The following is a 23,641-nucleotide window of genomic DNA, read 5'->3' as shown; positions in this document are numbered from 1 at the left end:
AACATGGCCCAGGCCGCTTCGAAACCGATGACCAAGACTCAGCTCGTCGCCACGCTGGCCGATGAAATGGGCAGCGACAAGAAAACCGCCGCCGCGGCTCTTGACGCGCTCTCGGCTGTCGTGTCGCGCACTGTTGCCGAAGGTGGCGCCGTCACCCTGCCGGGCATCGGCAAGGTCGCCTGCCGCGCCCGCCCCGAGCGTCAGGTCCGCAACCCGCAGACCCAGGAAATGATGACGAAGCCCGCCGACAAGGTGGTCAAGGTCACCATCGCCAAGGCGCTGAAAGACAGCGTGAACGCCTGATCCCAGGCGCTCGTGCCAGGAGGGGCCGCGCAGGCGATGCGCGGCCCTTCTTCGTTTCGCGGCCGGCGCGCCGCGCCTTCTCACCGTTCCGCGAATACCCGCACGGCCGCGCAACCTCGCTGCCGCGCGGGTATTTGGGCAAGGAAGGAGAGCCCTGGGTTGCGCCCGCGGCGGGGTCTGCTAGGCCTTGGCGTGACAAGGGAGGGGGCGCGCCATGGATTTCAGAGCCATCCTGATGGGCTTCGGCTTCGCGGTGGTCTGGGCCTCGGCCTTCACCACGACGCGGATCATCGTGCTGGCCGCGCCGCCGCTGACCGCGCTGGTCATCCGCTTCGCGCTGTCGGCGCTGGTGGCGATTCCGCTGGCCTGGGCGATGGGGCAGAGCTGGCGGCTCAGCCGGGCCGAATGGCGCACCGTCATCGTCTTCGGCCTGTGCCAGAACGCGCTTTACCTGGGGCTCAACTGGATCGCCATGCAGCATGTCGAGGCCTCGGCCGCCTCGATCATCGCCTCGATGATGCCGCTGCTGGTCGCCTTCCTGGGCTGGCTGATCCATGGCGAAAAGCTGCGCCCCGTCGCCGTGGCCGGGCTGGTCGCCGGCATCGTCGGCGTCACCCTGATCATGGGCGTGCGGCTGCAGCACGGGCTGGACGTTCCCGGCCTGGTCATGTGCCTGGTCGCGGTGGTGGCGCTGACCGTCGCCACCCTGGCGGCGCGCGGCGCCGGCGGCAGCCGCAACATGATGATGATCGTCGGCCTGCAGATGGCGGTGGGGGCGCTGGCGCTGCTGGTCCCGGCCGCGGCGATGGAATGGGGCCGCCCGGTCGCGTGGAGCTTCGGCCTGGTCTGGGCCTTTCTTTACACCGTGGCCGCGCCGGGCATCGGCGCGACCTGGCTGTGGTTCCTGCTGGTCAACCGCATCGGCGCAGTGCGGGCGGCAACTTTCCATTTCCTGTCGCCGATCTTCGGCGTCGCCATCGCCGCCGCCATGCTGGGCGAGCGCTTCGGCCTGTCGGACATGCTGGGGGCGCTGATCGTCGCCGCCGGCATCCTGATGGTGCAGCTGGCGCGGATTCCCGGCGCCCTGCCCGGCCGGGCGCCTCAGCCGTCGAAATCCCGCGCCGCGGCCATCGAGGGGCGCGACTGAATCCGCTGCGCCCAGTCGTCGATGGCGAGCGGGCGCGGCATCCCTTCGCCGAAGAACAGGAAGGGCGAGGCGATCAGCAGGTCCGCCGCCGAGAATTTGTCGCCCAGCAGCCAGGGCTGCCTGGCCAGCACCTCGTCCAGCCTCTGGATGGCGGTGTCGTAGTCGCGGAAGGTCGCCATCAGCGCCGGGTGTTCTATCTTGAAGAAGTTCAGGATCGCCACCGGCTCCAGCACGCCCTGATACCAGCTGAGCCAGCTCAAATACTGGCCCCGCTTCGGATCGCCGGGCAGCGGGCCCAGCCCCGCCTCGGGGAACAGGTCGGTCAGGTAAAGCATGATGGCGCCGCGTTCGCGCACCCAATCCTCGCCATTGACCAGGTAGGGCACCTTGCCCTCGGGATGCGGGTTGGCCGGATCATGGCCGCCCGAGCCGTCCTGGCGCGGGATCGTGACTTCGCGGATGTGGATCCTGTCGAGGATTCCAAGCTCGTGCAGCAGCGCGATCACGCTGGAGGAGCGGCTTTTCGGGGCGTGGTAGAGGGTCAGCATCTTGGCCTCCTTGGGTTCTTTGGGGCATGATGGTGCCGGGCCCCTGACAGAAGGTGACAGCATGTCCCGCACCGACCGGCTGATGCGCCTGATGGACGCCATGCGCCGGCTGCCCGCGCCGGTGACTGCCGCGCGGCTGGCCGGGGAGACCGGCGTCTCGACCCGCCAGCTTTATCGCGACATCGCCACGCTGCGCGCCGGTGGCGCGCTGATCGACGGCGAGGCGGGGCTGGGCTACACGCTGACCGAGGATCCGGCCCTGCCGCCGCAAAGCTTCTCGCGGCTGGAGATCGAGGCGCTGCTGCTCGCCATCTCGGGCCTACGCACGCTGGGCGATCCCGAGCTGGCCCGCGCGGGCGAGGATGCCATGGCCCGCATCATCGCCACCCTCCCGGAAAGCCAGGGCCGCCATGCCATGCACGCCACCATGCGGCTGTTCCGCGAACCGGCGCAGCGTCCCAGTCCGCAGGTGGACATGGCGCTGCTGCGCCAGGCCCTGTGGGAGGAGCGCAGCCTGGTCATCGACTACCTGGATCTGCAGGATCGGGCCAGCACGCGCGAGATCTGGCCTCTGGGCATGTCCTACAGCGACAATCACATGATGCTGCTGGCGCATTGCCGGCTGCGGCAGGATTTCCGCACCTTTCACATCCCGCGCATCCAGGCCATGCGGCCGGGCGGCGAAAGCTTCCGGCCGCGCCGCGTGGCGCTGGTGCGCGACTATGTCGCCTGCCGCGCTACTCCGCCGCCACCGGGGTGAAGATCGCCGTGGCGCGGTCGCAGCGGTAATGCGCCAGGTGATCCGGCGCGCGCTCGGCCAGGTCGCGGACGGCGTTCAGGATCGCCTCGACCTCGGCACGCGGCGCGGCCCAGCACAGGTTCAGCCGCACGAAGCCCGGCTTCTCGATCTCGTCGCCCGCCAGGATCGCGGCGCGCAGCCGGGCCGAGTCCTCGGGCCCCAGCCCCAGCAGATGATGGACGTAAGGCCCCGCGCAGGCGCAGCCGCCGCGCGCCTGCACGCCGTAAAGATCCGACAGCATCCGCGTCGCCAGCTGCTGGTGGATGTATCCGCCCCGCCCGTCGCGGATGCGGAAGCTGAAGAAGGGCAGGCGCGGCGCGTCCGGATTGCCCAGCAGTTCGATCCGCGGATGGTGGCGCAGCCGCGCCATCCCCAGCGCCAGCCATTCGGCATTGCGCGCCGCGATCCGCTCCTCTCCCACGGCGGCCTTGGTCAGGACGGCCAGCGCAGCGCGGATGTCGCCGATCACGTTCGGCGTGCCGCCTTCCTCGCGCGCCTCAAGCGACAGGGCATAGTCGTGGCTTTCGGGCGAGACGAAGCGCACCGTGCCGCCGCCGGGCAGGCTGGGGCGGGTGGCCAGCACCGCGTCGCGGCGCAGGATCATCACGCCCGAGGCGCCCGGCCCGCCGATGAACTTGTGCGGCGACAGCACCACCGCATCCATGCCCAGCCGCATGTCGATGGGCAGGTAGGGCGCGCCGCCGGCATGGTCCCAGACCGCCTTCGCGCCCGCCGCCTTCAGGATGCGCGTGACCTCGGCCACATCGGTCAGCGTGCCGGTGACATTCGAGGCGGCCGAGAAACTGCCGATCACCGGCCCCTCGGCCCGCGCCAGCGCCGCGCGCAAAGCCGCCAGGTCCGGCCCGCCGGTGGCGGCTTCGGGGATGGTCACGACCTCGGCCCCGCTTTCGCGCCAGGGCAGGATGTTCGAGTGATGCTCATAGGGGCCCAGCAGCACCGTGGTGCCCGGCCCGGCGCGCAGCAGATGCACCAGCCTGTTGAGACCCGCCGTCGCGCCCGAGCCGGTGAAGATCACCGCATGCTCGGCGCCGGCATGGGTGCAATCCGCGATGGCCGCGCGCGCCGCGCGCCGCATCCGGGTCATGGTGCCGCCGCAATGGCTGGCCTCGGTATGGCTGTTGGCATACCAGGGCAGAACGTGTTCCATCACCCAGTCCTCGATCGGCCGCAGCGCCCGGCCCGAGGCGATGTAATCGGCATAGATCATCCGGCGCGGCCCGAAGGGTCCGTCGATCATCGCGTCGTGGCCGATCACGCCGTCATGGATCGCCCGCATCGGGTCGTCGCCCAGCCGGGCAAGATAGCTGTCGAAAAGCGGCATCGGTTTCCTCGTCTTCATGCGTGCATCTTGACCCGCAGGTGGCGAGAAATCATTCTGAATATCTGCACATTTTCCAAATTTTGGTTGTCATATGAACGATAAATCTCTCTCACTGGACGAAATCGACAACCGCCTGCTGGCACTTCTGCAGCGCGATGCCAGCCTGTCGCAACGCGAGTTGGCCGAGCGGGTGGGCCTGTCGCAGAACGCCTGCTGGCGGCGCTTGCAGCGGCTGACCGAGGCCGGGGTGCTGCAAGGCAGCCGCGCGGTCATCGACGCGGCGGCGCTGGGGCTGGGGCTGACGGTGTTCATCATGGTCCGCACCCGCCATCACGACGACGCTTGGGCGCGGCGCTTTCGCGCCCGCATCGAATCGCTGCCGCAGATCACCGAGTTCCACCGCATCGGCGGCGAATGGGATTACATGGCCAAGGCGGTGGTGGGCGGCATGGCGGGCTATGACGCGCTTTACAAGCGGCTGATCGCCGACATGGACCTGGAACGCGTCACCGGCGTTTTCTCGATGGAGACGATCTTCGAGGGCCGGCCGCTGTCCCCGGCTTGATTTTCACGAAATGTTCTACATCTTCGGGTCATGCGCGCCGATTCCATCCTGTTTCCGACCGAAGCCGGCCTTTTCTGCCCCGAGGGCGGCTTCCACATCGACCCGCTGCGTCCGGTCGCGCGCGCGCTGATCACCCACGGCCATTCCGACCACGCCCGCTTCGGCCATGGCGCGGTCATGGCCACGGCCGAAACGCTGGAGATCATGCGGCTGCGTATGGGCGACGGCTTTGCCGGCGCGACCCAGGTGGCCGAGGGGGAAACCCGCATCGGCGGCGTCACGGTGGGATTCCACCCGGCCGGGCATGTGCTGGGCTCAAGCCAGATCGCGGTCGAGGCGGGGGGCTGCCGCATCGTCGTCTCGGGCGATTACGCGCGCCAGCCGAACCCGACCTGCGCACCCTTCCAGCCGGTGCCCTGCGACGTCTTCGTGACCGAGGCGACCTTCGGCCTGCCGGTGTTCCGCTTTCCCGACCCGGCGGTGCAGGTGGAAAAGCTGCTCTCCAGCATGGCCGAGTTTCCCGAGCGCCCGCATCTGATCGGCGCCTATGCCCTGGGCAAGGCGCAGCATGTCATCGCGCTGCTGCGCGAGGCCGGCTATGACGCGCCCGTCGCCATCCATGGCGCGCTGAAGCTGCTTTGCGATTTCTATGCGGCCCGCGGCGTCGATCTGGGCACGCTGGTGCCTGCCACGGCCGAGGATGTGGCGGCGCAGCTGGTGATCGCCCCGCCCTCGGCATTCGCCAGCCCCTGGGTGCAGCGGTTCCGCGACCCGGTGATCGGCTTCGCCTCGGGCTGGATGGCGGTGCGGGCGCGGGCGCGGCAGCGCGGGGTCGAACTGCCGCTGGTCATCAGCGACCATGTCGACTGGCCGGCGCTGACCGCGACGCTGGCGGAACTGGCGCCCGCCGAGGTCTGGGTCACGCATGGCGCCGAGGATGGCGTGATCCGCTGGTGCGAACTGGCGCAGATCCCGGCCCGGCCGCTGCGGCTGGTCGGCTACGAGGACGAGGCGGAATGAAGGGTTTTGCCGCCCTGCTGGAACGGCTGGCCTTCACGCCGGCGCGCAATGCCAAGCTGCAGCTCTTGCAGCATTATCTGGAACGCACCCCGGACCCGGATCGCGGCTGGGCCCTGGCGGCGCTGACCGGCGATCTGGAGCTGCGCCGGGTCACGCCCTTGCTTCTGCGCGGGCTGGCGGCCGAGCGGGTGGACGACCAGCTTCTGGCGCTGAGCTATGATTTCGTCGGCGACCTGGCCGAGACCATCGCGCTGATCTGGCCCGAGGGCGCCGAGGATGATCCGTCGCTGTCCCAGGCGGTGGCGTTGTTGCAGGGCACCGGCAAGGCGGCGCTGCCCGGCGCCGTTGCCGGCATGCTGGACCGGCTGGGCCCGTCCGAGCGGCTGGCCTTCCTGAAGCTCGCCACCGGCAACCTGCGCGTCGGCGTCTCGGCCCGCATGGCGCGGATGGCGCTGGCGGGGATGGGCGCGCCCTCGGTCCCCGAGATCGAGGAGATCTGGCACGGGCTGGCGCCACCCTATGCGGCCCTGTTCGGCTGGCTCTCCGGCGGGGCGCGGCCGGACAGCGCGGCGCTGGCGCCGTTCCGCCCGGTGATGCTGTCCACGCCGACCGATCTGGACGAGTTGCGCGCTCTGGACCCCGGCGCCTATTTCGCCGAGTGGAAATGGGACGGCATCCGCGTGCAGGCGGTCAGCGAAGGCGGCATGCGGCGGCTGTATTCCCGCAGTGGCGAGGATATCTCGCACGCCTTTCCCGACGTGATCGAGGCGATGGATTTCGATGGCAGCGCCGATGGCGAGCTGATCGTGCGCCGCGGGGACGAGGTCGCGCCCTTTGGCGAGTTGCAGAAGCGGCTGAACCGCAAGGCCGTCGGCAAGGGCCTGCTGGCCAGCCACCCGGCGGGTTTGCGGCTTTACGACCTGCTGCTGTGGCAGGGGCGCGACCTGCGCGCCGAGCCGCTGGAAATGCGCCGCGCGGTGCTGGAGGCGGTGGATCTGGGCCCGCGCATCGACATCTCGCCGCTTCTGGATTTCGCCACGTGGGAGGATCTGGCGGCGCTGCGCGCCGATCCGCCGGCGGCGGTGATCGAGGGGGTGATGATCAAGCGCCGCGATTCGGCCTATGTCGCCGGACGGCCGCGCGGGCCCTGGTTCAAGTGGAAACGCGACCCGATGGTGGTCGATGCGGTGCTGATCTATGCGCAGCGCGGCCACGGCAAGCGCTCGGGCTTTCATTCCGACTTCACCTTCGGGCTGTGGGATGGCGACGCGCTGGTGCCGGTGGGCAAGGCCTATTTCGGCTTCACCGATGCCGAGCTGCGGGAACTCGACCGTTTCGTGCGCCAGAACACCGTCGAGCGCTACGGGCCGGTGCGGGCCTTGGCGCCGAAGCTGGTGGTCGAGGTGGCCTTCGAGGGGCTGAACCGCTCGACCCGGCACCGCTCGGGCGTGGCGATGCGCTTTCCCCGCATCAGCCGTATCCGCTGGGACAAGCCGGCAGCCGAGGCGGATCGGCTGGAGACGCTCGAGGCGATGCTGTGATCCTGCCGCCCGCGTTCCAGGACTGGTTCGCCCGCCGGGGCTGGCAGCCGCATCCGCATCAGCTGGCGCTGCTGGCAGCCCAGGGCGACAGCCTGCTGATCGCGCCGACCGGGGGCGGGAAGACGCTGGCGGGGTTCCTGCCCTCGCTGGTGGAGCTGGCGCGGGTGGCGCGGCCGGATGGGTATTTGGAAAACGGAAAGAGCGGCAGAGGCGGGCTGCATACGCTCTATGTCTCGCCGCTGAAGGCGCTGACGGCGGACATTGGCCGCAACCTGGCGCGGCCGGTGGCGGAGCTGGGGCTGGGCATCCGGGTGGAGGACCGCACGGGCGATACCGGCCAGGGCCAGCGTCGGCGCCAGCGCGTCGATCCGCCCGATATCCTGCTGACCACGCCCGAGAGTCTGGCCCTGATGCTGAGCTATCCCGAGGCGCCGGCGATCTTTGGCGGGCTGCGCCGGGTGGTGCTGGACGAGCTGCACGCCCTGGCCGAGAGCAAGCGCGGCGACCAGCTGATGCTGGGCCTGGCGCGGCTGCGGCGGCTCGCGCCGGGGCTGCGGGTCACGGGGCTGTCCGCCACCGTCGAGGATCCGCAGGCGCTGGCCGGTTTCATGGCCGGGACGGCGTCGGTCGAGATCGTCGAGGCCGATCCCGGTCCCGATCCCGACATCGCCATGCTGCCTACCGCCCGGCCTGCGCCCTGGTCCGGCGGCGGCGGGCATCATGCCATCCCCGAGGTGCTGGCGGCGATCCGAGAGGCCCGGACCACCATCATCTTCATCAACACCCGCGCCCAGGCCGAGCTGTTCTTCCAGGCGCTCTGGGCCCAGAATGACGAAAACCTGCCCATCGGCTTGCACCATGGCAGTCTGGCGCGCGAGCAGCGGGCGCGGGTGGAGGCGGCGATGGCGGCGGGCGAGTTGCGCGCCGTGGTCGCGACCGGCAGCCTGGACCTGGGCATCGACTGGGGCGCCGTCGACCTGGTGATCCAGGTCGGCGCGCCCAAGAACGTCAAGCGGCTGGTGCAGCGCATCGGCCGGGCGAACCATCGCTATAACGCGCCCTCGAAGGCGCGGATCGTGCCGGCGAACCGTTTCGAGCAGATCGAATGCGTCGCGGCGCTGGAAGCGGTGCGCGAACGCGACCTGGATGGCGATCCGCGCGGACCGGGGCCCTTGGACGTGCTGTGCCAGCATATCCTTCTGACCGCTTGCGCCGCGCCCTTCGACGCCGACGCGCTTTATGCCGAGGTGGTGACGGCCGGGCCCTATCGCGGCCTGACGCGGGCGGATTTCGACGCCTGCCTGGATTTCGCCGCGACCGGGGGCTACGCCTTGCGTGCCTATGACCGCTGGCAGCGGCTGATGCTGCGAAACGGCCTGTGGCAGCTGCGCGATCCGCGGGCAGCGAAGCTGCTGCGCATGAATGTCGGCACCATCGTCGAGGCCGAGATGGTGAGGGTCCGGCTGCGCGGCCGCGGCGGCGCACCGCTGGGCGAGGTCGAGGAAGCCTTCGCCGCCAGCCTGACCCCCGGCGACAGTTTCCTGATCGGCGGGCGGGTGGTGCGCATGGATGCGATGCGCGAGATGGTGATCGAGGTCACGCCAGATCCTTCGCGCCAGCCGAAGATCGCGGTCTATTCCGGCGTCAAGCTGGCCATGTCCACGCAGCTTTCGCATCGCGTGCTGGCGCTGATCGGCGATCCGGCGCGGCATGGCGCCTTGCCGGAACAGACCCGCGACTGGCTGGATCTGCAGGCCCGGGTCTCGGCCCTGCCCCGGCCCGGGCTGCTGCTGTCGGAAAGCTTTCCCCATGCCGGGCTGTGGCATTTCGCGCTTTACGGTTTCGCCGGCCGCAATGCCTTGCAGACGCTGGGCCTGCTGCTGACCCGCGCGATGGAGGAAGCGGGGCTGGGCCCCTTGGGTTTCCTGTCCACCGATTACGCGCTGCTTGCCTGGTCGCTGGATCCGCTGCGCGATCCGTCGCCGCTGCTGGACCGGGCGCGGCTGCGGGCGGGCCTGGGCGACTGGCTGGGCGGCAATGCGGTGATGAAGCGCACCTTCCGCAATATCGCCACCGTCGCCGGGCTGATCCAGCGCAACATGCCGGGGCAGCGGAAGACCGGCCGGCAGGCGACCTTCTCCAGCGACATCCTTTACGACACCCTGCGCAAATACGATCCCGGCCACCTGCTGCTGCGCATCACCGCCGAGGAAGCCGGGCGGGGCCTTGTCGATTTTGGTCGGATCGAGGAAATGCTGGACCGCTCGCCCCGGCGTGCGCATCGGATGCTGGACCGCGTCTCGCCCATGGCCGCGCCGCTGCTGCTCGAGGTCGGCCGGGTGCCGATCCGCGGCGAGGGTCGCGAGCGGCTGGCGCAGATCGAGGCCGCGGCGCTGATGGCCGAGGCCGGGCTGGAAGGGATCGCATGAGCGGATATGCCTTTGATTTCCATGCTTTGCGGCTTGAGGCGCGGGCTTCTGGCGCGCTGTGGTGGCCCGAGGGCGGCTGGCTGATCGTGGCCGACCTGCACCTGGGCAAGTCCGAGCGCATGGCCCGGCGCGGCGGTCCCCTGCTGCCGCCCTATGAGGGGCTGGCGACGCTGGAGCGGCTGGTGGCCGAGATCGCCGCCTTGCAGCCGCGGCGCGTCGTCAGCCTGGGAGACGGGTTCGACGACCTGGCGGCTGCCGAGGCGCTGGATCCGCAGGTCGCCAGCGCGCTGTCGCGGCTGGCGCAGGGGCGCGACTGGCTGTGGATCGGCGGCAACCACGATCCGGGCGCGCCGGCCGGCCTGCCCGGCACGGCGGCGGAAAGCCTGATGCTGGGCGGCGTCGCGCTGCGGCACGAGGCCGGCCCCGGCCCGGATATTTCCGGCCATTTCCACCCGGTGGTGCGGCTTGCCGGCGAGCGGCGGCGCGCCTTCCTGCTGGGGCGGGACCACCTGCTGCTGCCGGCCTTCGGCGCCTATACCGGCGGGCTGTCCCATGACGATCCGGCGCTGCGCGCGCTGGTGCCGCACGGCCTGGCCGTGGCCTGCGGCCGCCGTGCCATCGCCCTGCCCGTCGGCCCGCGGCGCTAGAGAGCGCTGACCAGGGTCCCCAACGAAAAGGGCCGCCCGAAAGCGACCCTTTCCCGTCCGTGGAGCCGGATCAGATCCCGTGGATCAGAACTTGAAGTTCACGCCCACCTTGAGGTTGTGGAACTTGGGCGTCGCCTCGGTTTCGTAGGTGCCGTCCGACAGGGTTTCCTTGCCGAAGTTGGCATATTCGTATTCGCCGGTCACCGACCAGCGGTCGTTGATCATCTTCTCGGCGCCCAGGCCGAGGATATAGCCGGTCTTGGTATAGGTGTCGTCGATGGCGGCACCGTTGCCGGTCACCGAGTAATCGACCTTGCCGCGCGCCACGCCGGCGATGCCATAGACCATGATGTCGTTCTCGAAGACGTAGCCGGTCTTCAGGCGCAGGGCCAGAACGTTCTTGATCTTCGCTTCGGCGTCATAGCCGCCGGCCGAGAAGCTGTCGTCGATATTGCCGCCCTCGTAGCCCAGTTCGGGGCCGATGACCCAGCGGTCGCGCTGCCAGCGATAGCCCAGGCGGACGCCGCCGTTCACGCCGCTGATTTCCAGCGAGCCGGGAGTGGTGCCGTTGATCCCCACATCGTCGTCGCCGCCGAAGCCATAGCCCAGGGTCAGACCGGCATAGCCGCCCTGCCAGTTGCCGACCGGCGCGGCATCGACCACCGGGGCGACCACGCCGGTATCGACCACCGGCGGGGTGTAGCCGCCGGCATTGGCGGCCAGGGTGCCGAGCGCCAGCGTAGCGACCGAGGCGGCGATATGGGCGTTCAGACGAACAGCACGCATGTTTCTACTCCTATGCGAGGGACGGCGCGGCCAGGAATATGCAATGGCCGGCGTCGAAATTTTCTTCAGAGCTAGACCTGCAACCCCAAGGTTGCAAGCTTTGCCGCATCACATGACCGTTCTCTCATGCAGGCCGCGGCAGGATGGCAACAATCAACCACAGATTGAATCAAAACTTAGCGATTCGCTGCAGAGATTGAAAGCCAGGCCGTTTCAGATGTCCAGATTTTCCACGCTCAGTGCGTTCTGCTGGATGAAATCGCGTCGCGGTTCGACCACATCGCCCATCAGCTTGGTGAAGATGTCGTCGGCCTCGCTCAGATCCTCGATCCGCACCTGCAGCATGGTCCGCGCCGCCGGGTCCAGCGTGGTTTCCCACAGCTGTTCCGGGTTCATCTCGCCCAGGCCCTTGTAGCGCTGCAGCGACAGGCCTTTTTCCCCTTCCAGGAAGATGGCCTGCAGCAGGCTGATCGGGCCATGGATCGGAATGTCGCGGTCCTTGCGGATCAGATGCGCGGTCTGGCCATAGATCTCGTGCAGCGCCTCGGTCATGGCGCCCAGCCGCCGGCTTTCGGCGCTGCGCAGCATCGGCCCGTCCAGGGTGCGGCTTTCCTCGACCCCGCGCAGCAGCCGGGTCAGGCGGATGCCAGCATCCTGGGTCGGACGGCCGGTCCAGCCGCGCTCGTATTCCTCGGCGATCATGTTCAGGCGCTGCGCCACGGCATCGGCGACACCCTGGGGATCGGCATCGACGCGGCCCTGCACCAGCGCGCCGGCGATGGCCGCCTGTTCGGTGATATGCGCCGGGTAATGCGTCGGATAGGCGCGCAGCACGCGCCGCGCGGTGCGCGCCTCCTCGACCACCCGGGCCAGGTCGGCGCCGGTGATCTGCTCGCCATTGCCCAGCCGCAGGCTGGCACCGTCGATGCCCTGCTCGATCAGGTAATCCTCCAGCGCCGCCTCGTCCTTCAGATAGACCTCGGACCGTCCGCGGCTGACCTTGTAGAGCGGCGGCTGGGCGATATAGAGATGCCCGGCCTCGATCAGCTCCGGCATCTGCCGGAAGAAGAAGGTCAGCAGAAGCGTGCGGATATGCGCGCCGTCCACGTCGGCATCGGTCATGATGACGATCTTGTGGTAGCGCAGCTTGTCCAGGTTGAACTCGTCCCGGCCGATGCCGGTCCCCAGCGCGGTGATCAGCGTGCCGATCTGGTCCGAGGACAGCATTCGGTCGAAGCGCGCCCGCTCCACGTTCAGGATCTTGCCGCGCAGGGGCAGCACCGCCTGGTTCTGGCGCGAACGGCCCTGCTTGGCCGAGCCGCCGGCCGAGTCGCCCTCGACGATGAACAGCTCGGACAGGGCCGGGTCCTTTTCCTGGCAATCGGCCAGCTTGCCGGGCAGGCTGGCCACATCCATCGCCGTCTTGCGGCGCGTCAGCTCGCGGGCCTTGCGCGCCGCCTCGCGGGCCAGCGCGGCTTCGATGATCTTGCCCAGGATCGACTTGGCCTCGGCCGGGTTTTCCTCGAACCATTCGGCCAGCTTCTCGCCCACCAGCCCCTCGACCGCCGGGCGCACCTCGGAGGAGACCAGCTTGTCCTTGGTCTGGCTGGAGAATTTCGGGTCCGGCACCTTGACCGACAGCACGCAGGTCAGCCCCTCGCGCGCGTCGTCGCCGGTGAAATCGACCTTTTCCTTGCGCGCCTGGCCGTTCGATTGCGCGTAGTTGTTGATGACCCGGGTCAGCGCGCCGCGGAAGCCGGCCAGATGGGTGCCACCGTCGCGCTGCGGGATGTTGTTGGTGAAGGGCAGCACCGTCTCGTGATAGCTGTCGTTCCACCACATCGCCACCTCGATGCCGATGCCGTTCTTCTCGCCCTGGATGAAGATCGGCTCGGGCATGACCGGGGTCTTGGAACGGTCGATGAACTTCACGAATTCCCGCACGCCGCCTTCATAGTAAAGCTCCGTCCGCAGCGGTTCGGCATGGCGCTCGTCCTCCAGGATGATGCGCACGCCCGAGTTCAGGAAGGCCAGCTCCCGCAGCCGGTTCTCCAGCACCTTGAAACTGAAGTCGCGGTTCGAGAAGGTGCCGTCCGGCCGGTCCTCCTTGGACGAGGCGAGGAAGCGCACCTCGGTGCCCTTCTCGCCCGGCTCGGCATCGCCGACCACGCGCAGGTGCTCGACCGTGTCGCCGTTCTCGAAACGGGCGAAATGCTCCTTGCCACCCCGCCAGATGCGCAGCTCCAGCCAGTCCGACAGCGCGTTGACCACCGAGACGCCGACGCCGTGCAAGCCGCCCGAGACCTTGTAGCTGTTCTGGTCGAACTTCCCCCCGGCATGCAGCTGGGTCATGATGACCTCGGCCGCCGAGACGCCTTCGGTCGGGTGCATGTCCACCGGAATGCCACGGCCGTTGTCGCGCACCGAGACGCTGCTGTCGGCATGGATTTTCACGCGCACGAAATCGGCATGACCGGCCAGCGCCTCGTCGATGCCGTTGTCCACGACCTCATAGACCATGTGATGCAGGCCCGAGCCGTCGTCGGTATCGCCGATATACATGCCGGGACGCTTGCGCACCGCTTCCAGGCCCTTGAGAACCTTGATGGAATCGGCGCCGTAATCGGAGGTCTGGGGGGCGGGTTCGGTCATTGTCTTCTTATCCTGCCTTGGACCCTCATCTTATAGGGTGCGCTGTCCGGAATGTCACGGGAAAGCCACAAGATTTAGCGGTTCGCGCGGCATGCGCGCCGCGTCACGCCCCCGCCGCCACGAAGCCGGCCCAAACCCCGGCTTCTTTGCTCCCCAAATACCCATGCCGCCCGTCAAGCCGGACGATTCCGCCGACCCTTTCACCGTTTTCCAAATACCCCCGGCAAGGGTTCAAGCCAGCCCGTCCTGATCCAGCAGGGTGCGGCCGTCGCGGCTCTCGATCTCGATCACCCACAGGTCGGGGTCGCGGGCGGCATTGCGGGCGATCTCGGCATCGATCTCGGGCTCCCCGGCCTCGTTCAGCTGCAGCCAGATCCGCCGGTCGGTCTCGAAATCCCATTCGCGGATCCACAGGCTGGCGCGGCCGTCCAGCGTGGCGCATTTCACCATCACGCTGCCCGCGGTGTCGTCGCCGTGCCGGGTGACATAGGCCGGGATGCCGGCCAGCCCCAGCCGGCGCAGATAGGCCGCGACCCAGATGCCGGCGGCCAGCCGCGGCTCAGGCATCGCCGTCGCGGAAGTCGAGGCCCATCTCGTTGTAGCGCTCGGCCTCGTCCAGCCAGTTCTCGCGCACCTTCACCTGCAGGAACAGGTGGACGGGGCGGCCCATGAACTCGGCCAGCTCGGCTCGCGCCGCCTGGCCCACGGCCTTGATCGTCTCGCCGCCCTTGCCCAGCACGATGCCCTTGTGGCCGGGCCGGGCGACATAGACCACCTGCTCGACCCGCGCCGAGCCATCCTTCTTCTCTTCCCAGCGCTCGGTCTCGACCGTCAGCTGATAGGGAATTTCCTCGTGCAGGCGCAGGGTCAGCTTCTCGCGGGTGATCTCGGCGGCGATCATGCGCATCGGCAGGTCGGCCACCTGATCCTCGGGGTAAAGCCAGGGCCCCTCGGGCACCTGCCCGGCCAGCCAGTCCAGCAGGTCGTCGCAGCCATAGCCCTTTTCGGCCGAGATCATGAAGGTGCGAGTAAAGTCGAACGCGGCATTGACCTGTTGCGACAGCGCCAGCAGCGCCTCGGACTTCACCCGGTCGATCTTGTTGATGACCAGCGCCACCGGGGTCTGGCCGGCATGCTGGCGCAGGCTGTCGATGATCGCCTGCGCGCCGTCGGTCAAGCCGCGATGCGCCTCGATCAGCAGCAGGATCACGTCGGCATCGGCCGCGCCCCCCCAGGCCGCCTTGACCATGCTGCGGTCCAGCCTGCGGCGCGGGCGGAAGATGCCGGGCGTGTCGACGAAAACGATCTGGCTGGCGCCCGCCATCGCGATGCCGCGGATGCGGGCACGGGTGGTCTGCACCTTGTGGGTCACGATCGAGACCTTGGCCCCGACCATGCGGTTCAGCAGGGTGGATTTGCCGGCATTCGGCTCGCCGATCAGGGCGACGAAGCCCGCGCGTGTCTCGCTCATGTCGTTCTTTCGATCTGCTCGAGCAGGGCGGCGGCGGCCGCCTGTTCGATGCTGCGTTTGGTGCCCTTGCCCTGGGCGGCGGCCTCGCGGCCGTCGTCCAGCCGGACGGTGATCTCGAATTCCGGGGCATGGTCCGGGCCGCTGCGCGCGGTCTGGACATAGCGCGGCGGGCTCATGCCCTGGGCCTGCGCCCATTCCTGCAACGCGGTCTTGGCGTCGCGGGCGTCGCTTTCGACATTCTCCAGCCGCTCGGCCCAGAGCCGCAGCACCACCTTGCGCGCCGCCTCGAAGCCGGCATCCAGATAGACGGCGGCGATCACCGCCTCCATCGCATCGGCCAGCAGCGCCTCCTTGCGGCGGCCGCCCGACATCATCTCGGAGCGGCCGAGCTTCAGCACCTCGCCCAGCCCGATCTCGCGAGCGATGGCGGCGCAGGTCTCGCCCTTGACCAGGGCGTTGTAGCGCGGCGCCAGCTGGCCCTCGGTCGCGGCGCGGTCGGCCGAGAACAGCGCCTCGGCCATGGTCAGGCCCAGCACCCGGTCGCCCAGGAATTCCAGGCGCTGGTTGTCGGGCCGAGTGGTGCTGGCGATCGAGCCATGCGTCAGCGCGCGGCGCAACAGTTCGGGGCGCGAGAATTCATGCCCCAGGCGGTCCGAGAATGCGCGCAGCTCTGCAGAGATCTTCATGTGCCGATCCTGCCACGGCGCGGGGCGCCGCGGCAATTCTTCCCTCAGTTCACCGCCTTGAAGAAGCGGTCCGGCCGCCAGGTCCAGAAATACAGGAGCGACTTGCCGGCCGAGGAGAACATGATCCGGTCGGCCCGGCCGATCAGATATTCCGCCGGCACCATGCCGACGCCGCCCACCGCCGCCGGCCAGCGCGAATCGCCGGAGTTGTCGCGGTTGTCGCCCATGAAGAAGTAATGCCCCTCGGGCACGGTGAACTCGGCGGTGTTGTCACCGGGGCCGTTGTCGAAGATGTTCAGCACGTCATGGGTGACGCCATTGGGCAGGGTCTCGGTCAGGCGGTCCTTTTCGCAGCTCCCGCCCTCGGGCACCGGCTCGTTGCGGCATTTCGGCAGGCTTTGCTGCGGGCCCTGCGGGGCATAGGTTTCGCTGAAGGTGCCGGCCGGCTGCTGCGGCGCCTCTTGCCCGTTGATCCACAGCACGCCGTTCTTCACCTGGATGCGGTCGCCGGGCAGGCCGATCACCCGCTTGATGAAGTCGTCGCCGCGGGTCGGGTGGCGAAAGACCACGACATCGCCGCGCTCGGGTTCCGAGCCGAGGATGCGGCCCGGGATCGGGCAGAGCGCGAAGGGGCAGGACACCCGCGAATAGCCATAGGCCATCTTGTTCACGAACAGGAAATCACCGATCAGCAGCGTGTCCTTCATGCTGCCCGAGGGGATCCAGAACGGCTGGAAGAACAGGGTGCGGAACACCCCGGCGATCACCAAGGCCCAGAAGATGGTCTTGACGGTTTCCCAGATGCCCCCATCCTTGCGGGCTACGCTTTTCGCCATGGATGCCATTCCCTTCATCGGCAAGTCGCGCGTTCATGGGGTGCCGGGGACGGCAAAGTCAAGCCGTGCCGGACTTCAGCCCGTCCCGTTCACGCGGTCGGGAAGCGCCTCGATCACCACGAAGGCCTGCGCCCAGGGGTGGTCGTCGGTCAGCGTCACATGCACATGCGCGCGGTGGCCGGCCGGCGTCATCGCCGTCAGCCGCTCGGCCGCCCAGCCGGTCAGCGCCATGGTCGGCTGGCCGGTCGCCAGGTTCCTGACCGCCATGTCGCGCCAGCTGATGCCCATGGCAAGCCCGGTCCCCAGCGCCTTCGAGCAGGCCTCCTTGGCGGCCCAGCGCTTGGCGAGCGTCGCGGCCTCGTGCCGGCGGCGGGCGGCCAGCGCCAGCTCGGTTTCGGTGAATACCCGCCGGCGGAAGCGGTCGCCGTGGCGCTCCAGCACCCCGGCGATGCGGTCGATGTTGCAAAGGTCCGAGCCTATGCCGAGAATCATGCGCCTGTCCGGTCCTGTGGTGACATGGGTATTTGGCAAACGGAAAGATCAGGCGCGGGCGGCGTCCATGCGCCGGCGCATCTCGCGGATCGCCGGGCCGAGGCCGAGGAAAACCGATTCGGCGATCAGGAAATGGCCGATGTTCAGCTCGCGCAGCTCGGGGATGGCGGCGACGGGGCCGACCGTGTCGAAGGTCAGGCCGTGGCCGGCATGGACCTCGAGCCCCAGAAGATGCGCCTGGGCCGCGGCCCGGCGCAGGGCCTCCAGTTCCAGGTCGCGTTCGGCCAGCCGTCCCTCGGTGTCGAGGTCGCAATAGGCGCCGGTATGCAGTTCGACCACCGCGGCGCCGATGCGGGCGGCGGCCTCGATCTGCTCCGCCTCGTGGCCGATGAACAGCGAGACCCGGCAGCCCGCCTCGCGCAGCGGCGCGATGAAATCGGCCAGGTAGCTTTCGTTGCCGGCGACGTCGAGCCCGCCCTCGGTGGTGCGTTCCTCGCGCTTTTCGGGAACGATGCAGACGGCATGCGGGCGGTGGCGCAGGGCGATGGCCTGCATCTCGGCCGTCGCGGCCATTTCCAGGTTCAGCGGCAGGCGCAGCGCCGCCATCAGCCGGTCGATATCCGCATCCGAGATATGGCGGCGATCCTCGCGCAGATGCGCGGTGATGCCGTCGGCGCCGGCCTCCTCGGCCAGTTCCGCCGCGCGCACCGGGTCGGGCCAGGGCGTGCCGCGGGCATTGCGGATGGTGGCGACGTGGTCGATGTTGACGCCGAGGCGCAGCATGATGTTCCCTTTCGGATTTTTCGGCAGGTTAGAGCTTTGCCGGCGCAAGTCCAGACGTGGCCACCCACCAGCCGGGATTGGCCGCGGCGATGCGGGCGCGGGCGGCCTCGGCCTCGGACGCGGTGGCGAAAAGCCCGAAGCAGGTCGCGCCCGAGCCGGACATGCGGGCAAGCGGCGCACCCTCGGCCCGGATCGCGGCCAGGCAGGCGGAAACTTCCGGCATCAGGGCGATGGCCGGCGCTTCCAGATCGTTGCGGCAATCCTGCAGGAATCCGATCAACGTGCCGATGTCGGGGAAATCCGGCAGCGGCTCGGGCATCGGCGGATTGTCCCGCCGCGTCAGCGCCCTGAACACCTCGGGCGTGGCAAGGCCGCGGCCGGGATTGACCAGCAGCACATCGAGCGGCGGCAGCGGCGGCAGCGGCGTCAGGATTTCCCCCAGCCCCTGCATGCGCACCGGCCGGCTGGCCAGGCAGGCGGGCACGTCGGCGCCCAGCGTTTCCAGCCCGCCGGGGGCGGCATCCAGCGCCCGCAGCACCGCCGCCGCATCGGCCGAGCCGCCGCCGATGCCCGAGGCCACCGGCAGGTTCTTTTCCAGGGTGATCCGCGCCTCGCGCCCGGCCAGCCGCGCGGCGCGCAGGCACAGGTTGTCGGGCTCGGCCGCCAGGCCCTGGGCAAAGGGGCCGGCCAGGCTGAGCGACAGCGGCCCCGGCGTCACCGTCACCACATCGCCCAGGTCCAGGAACACCACCAGAGAATCGAGCAGGTGATAGCCGTCCGGGCGGCGGCCGGTGACGTGCAGGGTCAGGTTCAGCTTGGCGGGCGCCGCCTCGCGCCGGGACAAGGGCATGGATCAGTCGGCCCCGGCGGGTTCCGATGTGCGAGGTTCGGGTGTGCGGGGTTCGGGCAGCTTGCCGCCATTGGCCTTTTCCTCGGCCAGCACCGCGTCCAGCCCGCGCTCCAGCTTGGCGCGGATGCGGCGGGCCTCAGCCTCGGTTTCCGGCTTCAGCGACAGGGCGCGGTGCCACTGGATCTCGGCCTCGCGCTTGCGGCCGACCATCCAGTAGATGTCGCCCATGTGGTCGTTGACCAGCGAATCGCTGGCCATGGCGGCGACGGCGCGCTCCATCGGCGCGACCGCCTCGGAATAGCGGCCGAGCCGGTAATAGGCCCAGGCCAGCGAATCGAGGATATAGCCGTCATCCGGGCGCAGCTCGACCGCGCGCTTGATCAGCCGCAGCGCCTCGTCCAGCTTTTCGTTGCGGTCCACCAGGCTGTAGCCAAGATAGTTCAGCACCTGCGGCGAATCCGGGCGGATCTTCAGCGCGGCGCGCAGGTCGGCCTCGGCCTTGGGAAACTGGCCCGAGCGTTCCAGGGCGATGCCGCGGGCGTAGAGCGGGAACCAGCGCGCCTCGGGGTCCTGGTCGCCGATCAGGCTCAGCGCCTTGTCATAGGCCGGCACCGCCTGGCCGAACTTGTCCTGCTGGCGCAACAGGTCCCCCAGCGCGATCCAGCCCTGGGCCAGCTCGGGATGGGCGGCGGTCAGCGCCAGCGCCGCCTTTTCGGCATCGTCGAGCCGCTCGGCCCGGGCCAGGGCGTCGATGCGCGACAGCTCGGCGATCGGGCGCATGTCGCCCAGCTCGCGCAGCTTCTCGAATTCGCGCTCGGCCAGGTCGAACTGGCCGAAGCCCTGCAGCAGCTGCGCGCTCAGCAGATGCGCCTCGCCGAGGTCGGGGGCCAGGTATTCGGCCAGCCGGGCATGGATCAGCGCCAGCGGGTCGGGCTCGTCGCTGGTCGCCAGCACCGAGCCGAAGGTCAGGAACACCTGCGCGATCCCGTCCGAGGGCGTGCGGATCGAATCGAAGGCCAGCGTTTCGCCCTTGGCCATGCGGTCGCGCAGGGCCATCAGATGCGGTTCCTCGGCAAAGCCGGGGGTGCCCTCCAGCATGGCGATGGCGTCGCGGTTGCGTTCAAGCTGCGACAGCACCTGGGCGCGGGCCACGACGCCCAGGATATGTGCGCCGGTGGCGGGATCGGCCAGCAGTTCCTCGGCGCCCTCGAAATCGCCGACCTTGGCCTTGGTCAGCGCCAGATGGTAGCTCACCATCGGTCCGGCGCCGCGCAGGGTGGCAAGCTTCTTGAAGGCGGAAAGCGACTCGCCCGCCTTGCCGGCGCCCAGCAGCGCCCAGGCCCGCATCATGCCGTCGACCAGCGCACCGCCGCCGGGCGCGTCCGCGCCGGTCTCGGGCGTGGGGGCGGTGTCGATAGCGGCGATCAGGTCGTCCCAGCGCCCGGCCCGGGCCAGTTCCGCGCGCTGCACCAGCCTGGCCAGTTCGGTGGCGCGGCCCTGGTCGGACATGGTGACGGCCAGGGCGGTGGCACGCTCCATCTCGCCGGCCGAGATCAGCGCCACCAGGGCGCTGTCCTGCAGGTAGCCATCGGTATCGTCCTGGGCCAGGGCCTGCAGGTAATAGGTGGCGGCGTTGCGATAGTCGTTCTGGATCGCGGCCATGCGCGCGGCCAGATAGGGGCCGGCCAGGCCGCGGACCTCGGTCGCCGGCCCTGCTGTCGGCTCGGTCGGCCGATGCGCCGGGCGGTCGCCGTCGGGGACCTCGGGGGTTTCGGCCTGGGCCAGCGTCGGGGCGGCCCATGCGGCGCCCTGCTGCAGCGGCAGCGCGGCGGTCAGCGCGATCAGCGCCATGGGGATCAGTCTTGTCGTCACGGCTTGGCCCAGTCCTTGGCAATTCGCGCCCCGACCCTAGCCGCCGTCGCTTCGGTGGGCAACGCCGCCGCCGGGCCGGTGCGCCCTGCCGCGATCACATATTCGGGTAGTTCGGCCCGTCTCCGCCCTGTGGGGTTGTCCAGTTGATGTTCTGGGAGGGATCCTTGATGTCGCAGGTCTTGCAATGCACGCAGTTCTGGAAGTTGATCTGGAAGCGCGGGCCGCCCTCGCCCTCCAGCACCTCATAGACCCCGGCCGGGCAGTAGCGCGTCGCCGGCTCGGCATAAAGCGGCAGGTTCACCGAAATCGGGATCGCGGGATCCTTCAGCTTCAGGTGGCAGGGCTGGCTTTCCTCGTGATTGGTGAAGGAAAACGCCACGTTGGTCAGCCGGTCGAAGGACAGCTTGCCGTCCGGCTTCGGGTAGTCGATGGGCTGGAAATCCGCCGCCTTGCCGGTGGCCTGCGCATCGGTCTTGCCGTGCTTCCAGGTGCCCAAGGGGTTCCAGCCCGTGAGGTTCGCCACCCACATGTCGAAGCCGCCAAGCGCCAGGCTGGCCCAGAGCCCCAGCTTCGACCAGACCGGCTTGACGTTCCTGACCGGCTTCAGGTCGCGGGCGATGGCGCCCTTGCGGACCTCGGCCTCGTAATCGGTCAGCTCGTCGCCCGCACGGCCGGCGGTGATGGCCGCCGCCGCCGCCTCGGCCGCAGCGATGCCGGACAGCATGGCGTTGTGGTTGCCCTTGATGCGCGGCACGTTCACCAGTCCCGCCGAGCAGCCGAGCAGCGCCGCGCCGGGCACCGTCAGCTTCGGGATCGATTGCCAGCCGCCCTCGGAGATGGCGCGGGCGCCGTAGGCGACGCGCTTGCCGCCCTCCAAGAGGTCCGCGACCAGCGGGTGGTGCTTGAAGCGCTGGAACTCCATGTAGGGGTAGAGATAGGGGTTGGCATAGTTCAGGTGCACGACGAAGCCGACCAGCACCTGGTTGCCCTCGAGGTGATAGATGAACGAGCCGCCGCCGGCATTCTTGCCCAAGGGCCAGCCCATGGTATGCGTCACCGTGCCGGGCTTGGCCTTGGCGGGGTCGATCTCCCAGATCTCCTTCATGCCGAGGCCGAATTTCTGCGGCTCGTGCCCGACCGAGAGATCGTATTTGCCGATCAGTTCCTTGGCGAGAGAGCCCCTCACGCCCTCGGCGATCAGCACGTATTTGCCGCGCAACTCCATGCCGGGCTCGTAGGCCGGGCCGGGGCTGCCGTCGGCATTCAGCCCCATCTCGCCGGCGACGACGCCGACCACGCGCTCGCCCTCGTAGACCAGCTGCGAGCAGGCCATGCCGGGGAAGATTTCCACTTCCAGCGCCTCGGCCTGTTCGGCGAGCCAGCGGCAGACATTGCCCATGCTGACGATGTATTTGCCGTGGTTCGACATCAGCGGCGGCATCGGCCAGTTCGGCACCCGGACCTGGCCATGCGGGCCGAGGATGTAGAAATTGTCCTGGGTGACCTCGGTGGTGACCGGCGCGCCCTTCTCCTTCCAGTCGGGGATCAGCTTGTCGAGGCCCGAGGTGTCCAGCACCGCGCCCGAGAGGATATGCGCGCCGATCTCCGAGCCCTTCTCCAGGAGCACCACGGACAGCTCGGGGTTGAGCTGCTTCAGCCGGATCGCCGCAGACAGGCCGGCAGGCCCGCCACCCACGATCACGACGTCGTAATCCATCGACTCGCGGACGATCTCAGACATGGCTCGGCCTCCAATCCCCTGGCTCTTGACTGTGCGCCGAACACCTAGCGCGTAACATTCTTGCCGGCAATCGGAACGCGACGAACAATTGCAATTCTGCGACCTTTCTGCGCGAGCTGTCGCGGAGGGCTTTTGCCGGGGCTTGAAACGGGGGACGGATCGCGCCACGATGCCCCCCGGATTTCTGCGGACGCCCTCGGCCCAAGGCCGGGGGCGTTCCAACACCGTGTTTCGTGTTGACTTGCGTCGCATGTGGCGGCGGGAAGGACTGGAATGGAAAAGATACCGATGACCCGCGCGGGCTACGACCAGCTGGACGAGGAGCTGCGCGAGCTGCGCGCCGTCGAACGTCCGGCGGTGATCCGCGCCATTGCCGAGGCGCGCGAGCATGGCGACCTGTCGGAGAATGCCGAATACCATGCCGCCCGCGAAAAGCAGAGCTTCGTCGAGGGCCGGATCAAGGAACTGGAGATGATCATCTCGCGTGCCGAGGTGATCGACCCGTCGCGGCTGAACGGCAGCGTCAAGTTCGGCGCCACCGTCACGCTGCTGGACGAGGACACCGAGGAGGAGCGCACCTACCAGATCGTCGGCGAGGCCGAGGCCGACCTGGAGCGCGGGCTGCTGAACATCCGCTCGCCGCTGGCCCGCGCCCTGATCGGCAAGGACGAGGGCGACAGCGTCGAGGTCGTCACCCCCGGCGGCGGGAAATCCTATGAGATCCTCTCGATCCGCTATGTCTGAGCTGCGGGACCGGACGCATGACCTCGCTTGATGGCCTGCGCCGCCTGGCAGTGATGCAGGCCCGCAACCGGGTGCTGGCCGTCGGCGTGGCGGCCAGCCTGGCTTGGCTGGCGCTGGCCGGGCTTTTCGCCCTGCTGGGCCCCGAGGCCGAGGGTCAGGGCGGCGCCGGCTGGCCGGTCTGGCTGGTCGGGCTGCTGCTGCCGCTGGCGCTGATCTGGCTGGCGGTCTGGTCGGCGCGCAGCCTGCTCTTGCTGCGGCAGGAGGCCGAGGAGCTGCGCGCCATGCTGGCGCGGCTGCAGGGCGGCACAGGATCCGGCACCGAGGATCCGGTGCGCGAGCCCGAGCCGCGGCCGGCCCTTGCGGGCACGCCGCCGCCGCGGCGCGCGG

The 23,641-nt window shown here is 69.1% G+C and carries 22 protein-coding genes and 1 pseudogene; 10 read left to right on the top strand and 13 right to left on the bottom strand.

All coding sequences use genetic code 11. From position 1 onward, the window contains the following. Positions 1 to 3: 3 nt before the first annotated feature. Positions 4 to 303 carry an HU family DNA-binding protein gene (locus tag I9P22_RS10995; protein ID WP_019352361.1) on the top strand — a complete coding sequence of 100 codons (300 nt, stop codon included), beginning with the start codon at positions 4 to 6 and terminating at the stop codon, positions 301 to 303. A gap of 214 nt (positions 304 to 517) precedes the next feature. Then, positions 518 to 1,450 carry a DMT family transporter gene (locus tag I9P22_RS10990; RefSeq protein ID WP_199259524.1) on the top strand — a complete coding sequence of 311 codons (933 nt, stop codon included), beginning with the start codon at positions 518 to 520 and terminating at the stop codon, positions 1,448 to 1,450. Here I9P22_RS10990 and I9P22_RS10985 read toward each other — a convergent pair. Further along, positions 1,405 to 1,998 (bottom strand): glutathione S-transferase family protein, encoded by a 594-nt coding sequence (locus I9P22_RS10985; RefSeq protein WP_199259523.1) that lies wholly within the window; start codon positions 1,996 to 1,998, stop codon positions 1,405 to 1,407. The two genes, I9P22_RS10990 and I9P22_RS10985, sit on opposite strands and share 46 nt — an antisense overlap. Positions 1,999 to 2,059: 61 nt before the next feature. Between I9P22_RS10985 and I9P22_RS10980 the strand changes: the two genes are divergently transcribed. Beyond that, positions 2,060 to 2,758 carry a helix-turn-helix transcriptional regulator gene (locus I9P22_RS10980; protein ID WP_199259522.1) on the top strand — a complete coding sequence of 233 codons (699 nt, stop codon included), beginning with the start codon at positions 2,060 to 2,062 and terminating at the stop codon, positions 2,756 to 2,758. On the opposite strand, the gene I9P22_RS10975 is transcribed toward I9P22_RS10980, so the two are convergent. Continuing rightward, positions 2,736 to 4,157: an aminotransferase class V-fold PLP-dependent enzyme gene (locus I9P22_RS10975; RefSeq protein ID WP_199259521.1), complete on the bottom strand. Its 1,422-nt coding sequence runs from the start codon at positions 4,155 to 4,157 to the stop codon at positions 2,736 to 2,738. The two genes, I9P22_RS10980 and I9P22_RS10975, sit on opposite strands and share 23 nt — an antisense overlap. 73 nt (positions 4,158 to 4,230) lie before the next feature. On the opposite strand from I9P22_RS10975, the gene I9P22_RS10970 reads away from it, so the two are divergent. From I9P22_RS10970 to pdeM, 5 genes are read left to right on the top strand one after another with little or no spacing between them, the layout of a single operon-like run. Then, positions 4,231 to 4,704 carry an Lrp/AsnC family transcriptional regulator gene (locus I9P22_RS10970; protein ID WP_199259520.1) on the top strand — a complete coding sequence of 158 codons (474 nt, stop codon included), beginning with the start codon at positions 4,231 to 4,233 and terminating at the stop codon, positions 4,702 to 4,704. A 30-nt stretch (positions 4,705 to 4,734) separates the two neighbouring features. Continuing rightward, positions 4,735 to 5,724, top strand: a complete 990-nt coding sequence (locus I9P22_RS10965; RefSeq protein WP_199259519.1) for a ligase-associated DNA damage response exonuclease — start codon at positions 4,735 to 4,737, stop codon at positions 5,722 to 5,724. After that, entirely contained in the window at positions 5,721 to 7,265 is a 1,545-nt protein-coding gene (locus I9P22_RS10960; RefSeq protein ID WP_199259518.1) for a cisplatin damage response ATP-dependent DNA ligase, read from the top strand. The genes I9P22_RS10965 and I9P22_RS10960 overlap by 4 nt, the downstream gene beginning before the upstream one ends. Then, a complete protein-coding gene (locus I9P22_RS10955) occupies positions 7,262 to 9,694 on the top strand; it encodes a ligase-associated DNA damage response DEXH box helicase (protein WP_199259517.1) in 2,433 nt (810 codons plus the stop codon). Before I9P22_RS10960 ends, I9P22_RS10955 begins: the two co-directional genes overlap by 4 nt. Then, complete coding sequence (gene pdeM, locus I9P22_RS10950; protein ID WP_199259516.1) at positions 9,691 to 10,341, top strand: ligase-associated DNA damage response endonuclease PdeM; 651 nt, start codon at positions 9,691 to 9,693, stop codon at positions 10,339 to 10,341. Before I9P22_RS10955 ends, pdeM begins: the two co-directional genes overlap by 4 nt. 84 nt (positions 10,342 to 10,425) lie before the next feature. Here the strand turns inward: pdeM and I9P22_RS10945 are convergent, their stop codons facing one another. The 11 genes from I9P22_RS10945 to I9P22_RS10895 all read right to left on the bottom strand — a co-directional run bounded on the left by I9P22_RS10945 (position 10,426) and on the right by I9P22_RS10895 (position 22,510). Next, complete coding sequence (locus I9P22_RS10945) at positions 10,426 to 11,127, bottom strand: outer membrane protein (protein WP_199259515.1); 702 nt, start codon at positions 11,125 to 11,127, stop codon at positions 10,426 to 10,428. A 213-nt stretch (positions 11,128 to 11,340) separates the two neighbouring features. Continuing rightward, on the bottom strand, positions 11,341 to 13,779 hold the full coding sequence (gyrB, locus tag I9P22_RS10940; RefSeq protein ID WP_199259514.1) for a DNA topoisomerase (ATP-hydrolyzing) subunit B: 2,439 nt from the start codon (positions 13,777 to 13,779) through the stop codon (positions 11,341 to 11,343). A 231-nt stretch (positions 13,780 to 14,010) separates the two neighbouring features. Further along, entirely contained in the window at positions 14,011 to 14,346 is a 336-nt protein-coding gene (locus tag I9P22_RS10935) for a DUF1491 family protein (RefSeq protein ID WP_199259513.1), read from the bottom strand. Then, a complete protein-coding gene (era, locus tag I9P22_RS10930) occupies positions 14,339 to 15,250 on the bottom strand; it encodes a GTPase Era (RefSeq protein ID WP_199259512.1) in 912 nt (303 codons plus the stop codon). The genes I9P22_RS10935 and era overlap by 8 nt, the downstream gene beginning before the upstream one ends. Beyond that, the gene (gene rnc / locus I9P22_RS10925) at positions 15,247 to 15,936 is read right to left on the bottom strand and encodes a ribonuclease III (protein WP_199259511.1); all 690 of its coding nucleotides are present in this window, start codon (positions 15,934 to 15,936) and stop codon (positions 15,247 to 15,249) included. Before rnc ends, era begins: the two co-directional genes overlap by 4 nt. A 44-nt stretch (positions 15,937 to 15,980) precedes the next feature. Beyond that, complete coding sequence (gene lepB, locus I9P22_RS10920) at positions 15,981 to 16,781, bottom strand: signal peptidase I (RefSeq protein WP_199259510.1); 801 nt, start codon at positions 16,779 to 16,781, stop codon at positions 15,981 to 15,983. Between the two features lie 66 nt (positions 16,782 to 16,847). After that, positions 16,848 to 17,264 carry a holo-ACP synthase gene (acpS, locus tag I9P22_RS10915; RefSeq protein WP_199259509.1) on the bottom strand — a complete coding sequence of 139 codons (417 nt, stop codon included), beginning with the start codon at positions 17,262 to 17,264 and terminating at the stop codon, positions 16,848 to 16,850. A gap of 48 nt (positions 17,265 to 17,312) precedes the next feature. After that, entirely contained in the window at positions 17,313 to 18,047 is a 735-nt protein-coding gene (locus I9P22_RS10910) for a pyridoxine 5'-phosphate synthase (RefSeq protein WP_199259508.1), read from the bottom strand. A 28-nt stretch (positions 18,048 to 18,075) separates the two neighbouring features. Then, positions 18,076 to 18,897 (bottom strand): 4-(cytidine 5'-diphospho)-2-C-methyl-D-erythritol kinase, encoded by an 822-nt coding sequence (locus tag I9P22_RS10905; protein WP_199259507.1) that lies wholly within the window; start codon positions 18,895 to 18,897, stop codon positions 18,076 to 18,078. A gap of 3 nt (positions 18,898 to 18,900) precedes the next feature. Then, positions 18,901 to 20,769 (bottom strand): tetratricopeptide repeat protein, encoded by a 1,869-nt coding sequence (locus I9P22_RS10900; RefSeq protein ID WP_332909020.1) that lies wholly within the window; start codon positions 20,767 to 20,769, stop codon positions 18,901 to 18,903. Between the two features lie 94 nt (positions 20,770 to 20,863). Beyond that, positions 20,864 to 22,510 carry an electron transfer flavoprotein-ubiquinone oxidoreductase gene (locus I9P22_RS10895; RefSeq protein WP_199259506.1) on the bottom strand — a complete coding sequence of 549 codons (1,647 nt, stop codon included), beginning with the start codon at positions 22,508 to 22,510 and terminating at the stop codon, positions 20,864 to 20,866. 273 nt (positions 22,511 to 22,783) lie between these two features. Here I9P22_RS10895 and greA point away from each other — a divergent pair, with 273 nt between their 5' ends. Both greA and I9P22_RS10885 read left to right on the top strand, forming a co-directional pair. Next, positions 22,784 to 23,254: a transcription elongation factor GreA gene (greA, locus tag I9P22_RS10890; protein ID WP_199259505.1), complete on the top strand. Its 471-nt coding sequence runs from the start codon at positions 22,784 to 22,786 to the stop codon at positions 23,252 to 23,254. A gap of 17 nt (positions 23,255 to 23,271) precedes the next feature. After that, positions 23,272 to 23,641: pseudogene (locus I9P22_RS10885) on the top strand (hypothetical protein); the annotation flags it as partial.

The sequence above is a fragment of the Paracoccus binzhouensis genome (genome assembly GCF_016446475.1).
GTDB lineage: Bacteria > Pseudomonadota > Alphaproteobacteria > Rhodobacterales > Rhodobacteraceae > Paracoccus > Paracoccus binzhouensis.
The sequence above is the reverse complement of the archived record's forward strand: the minus strand, read 5'-3'. Positions and strand labels throughout refer to the sequence as shown.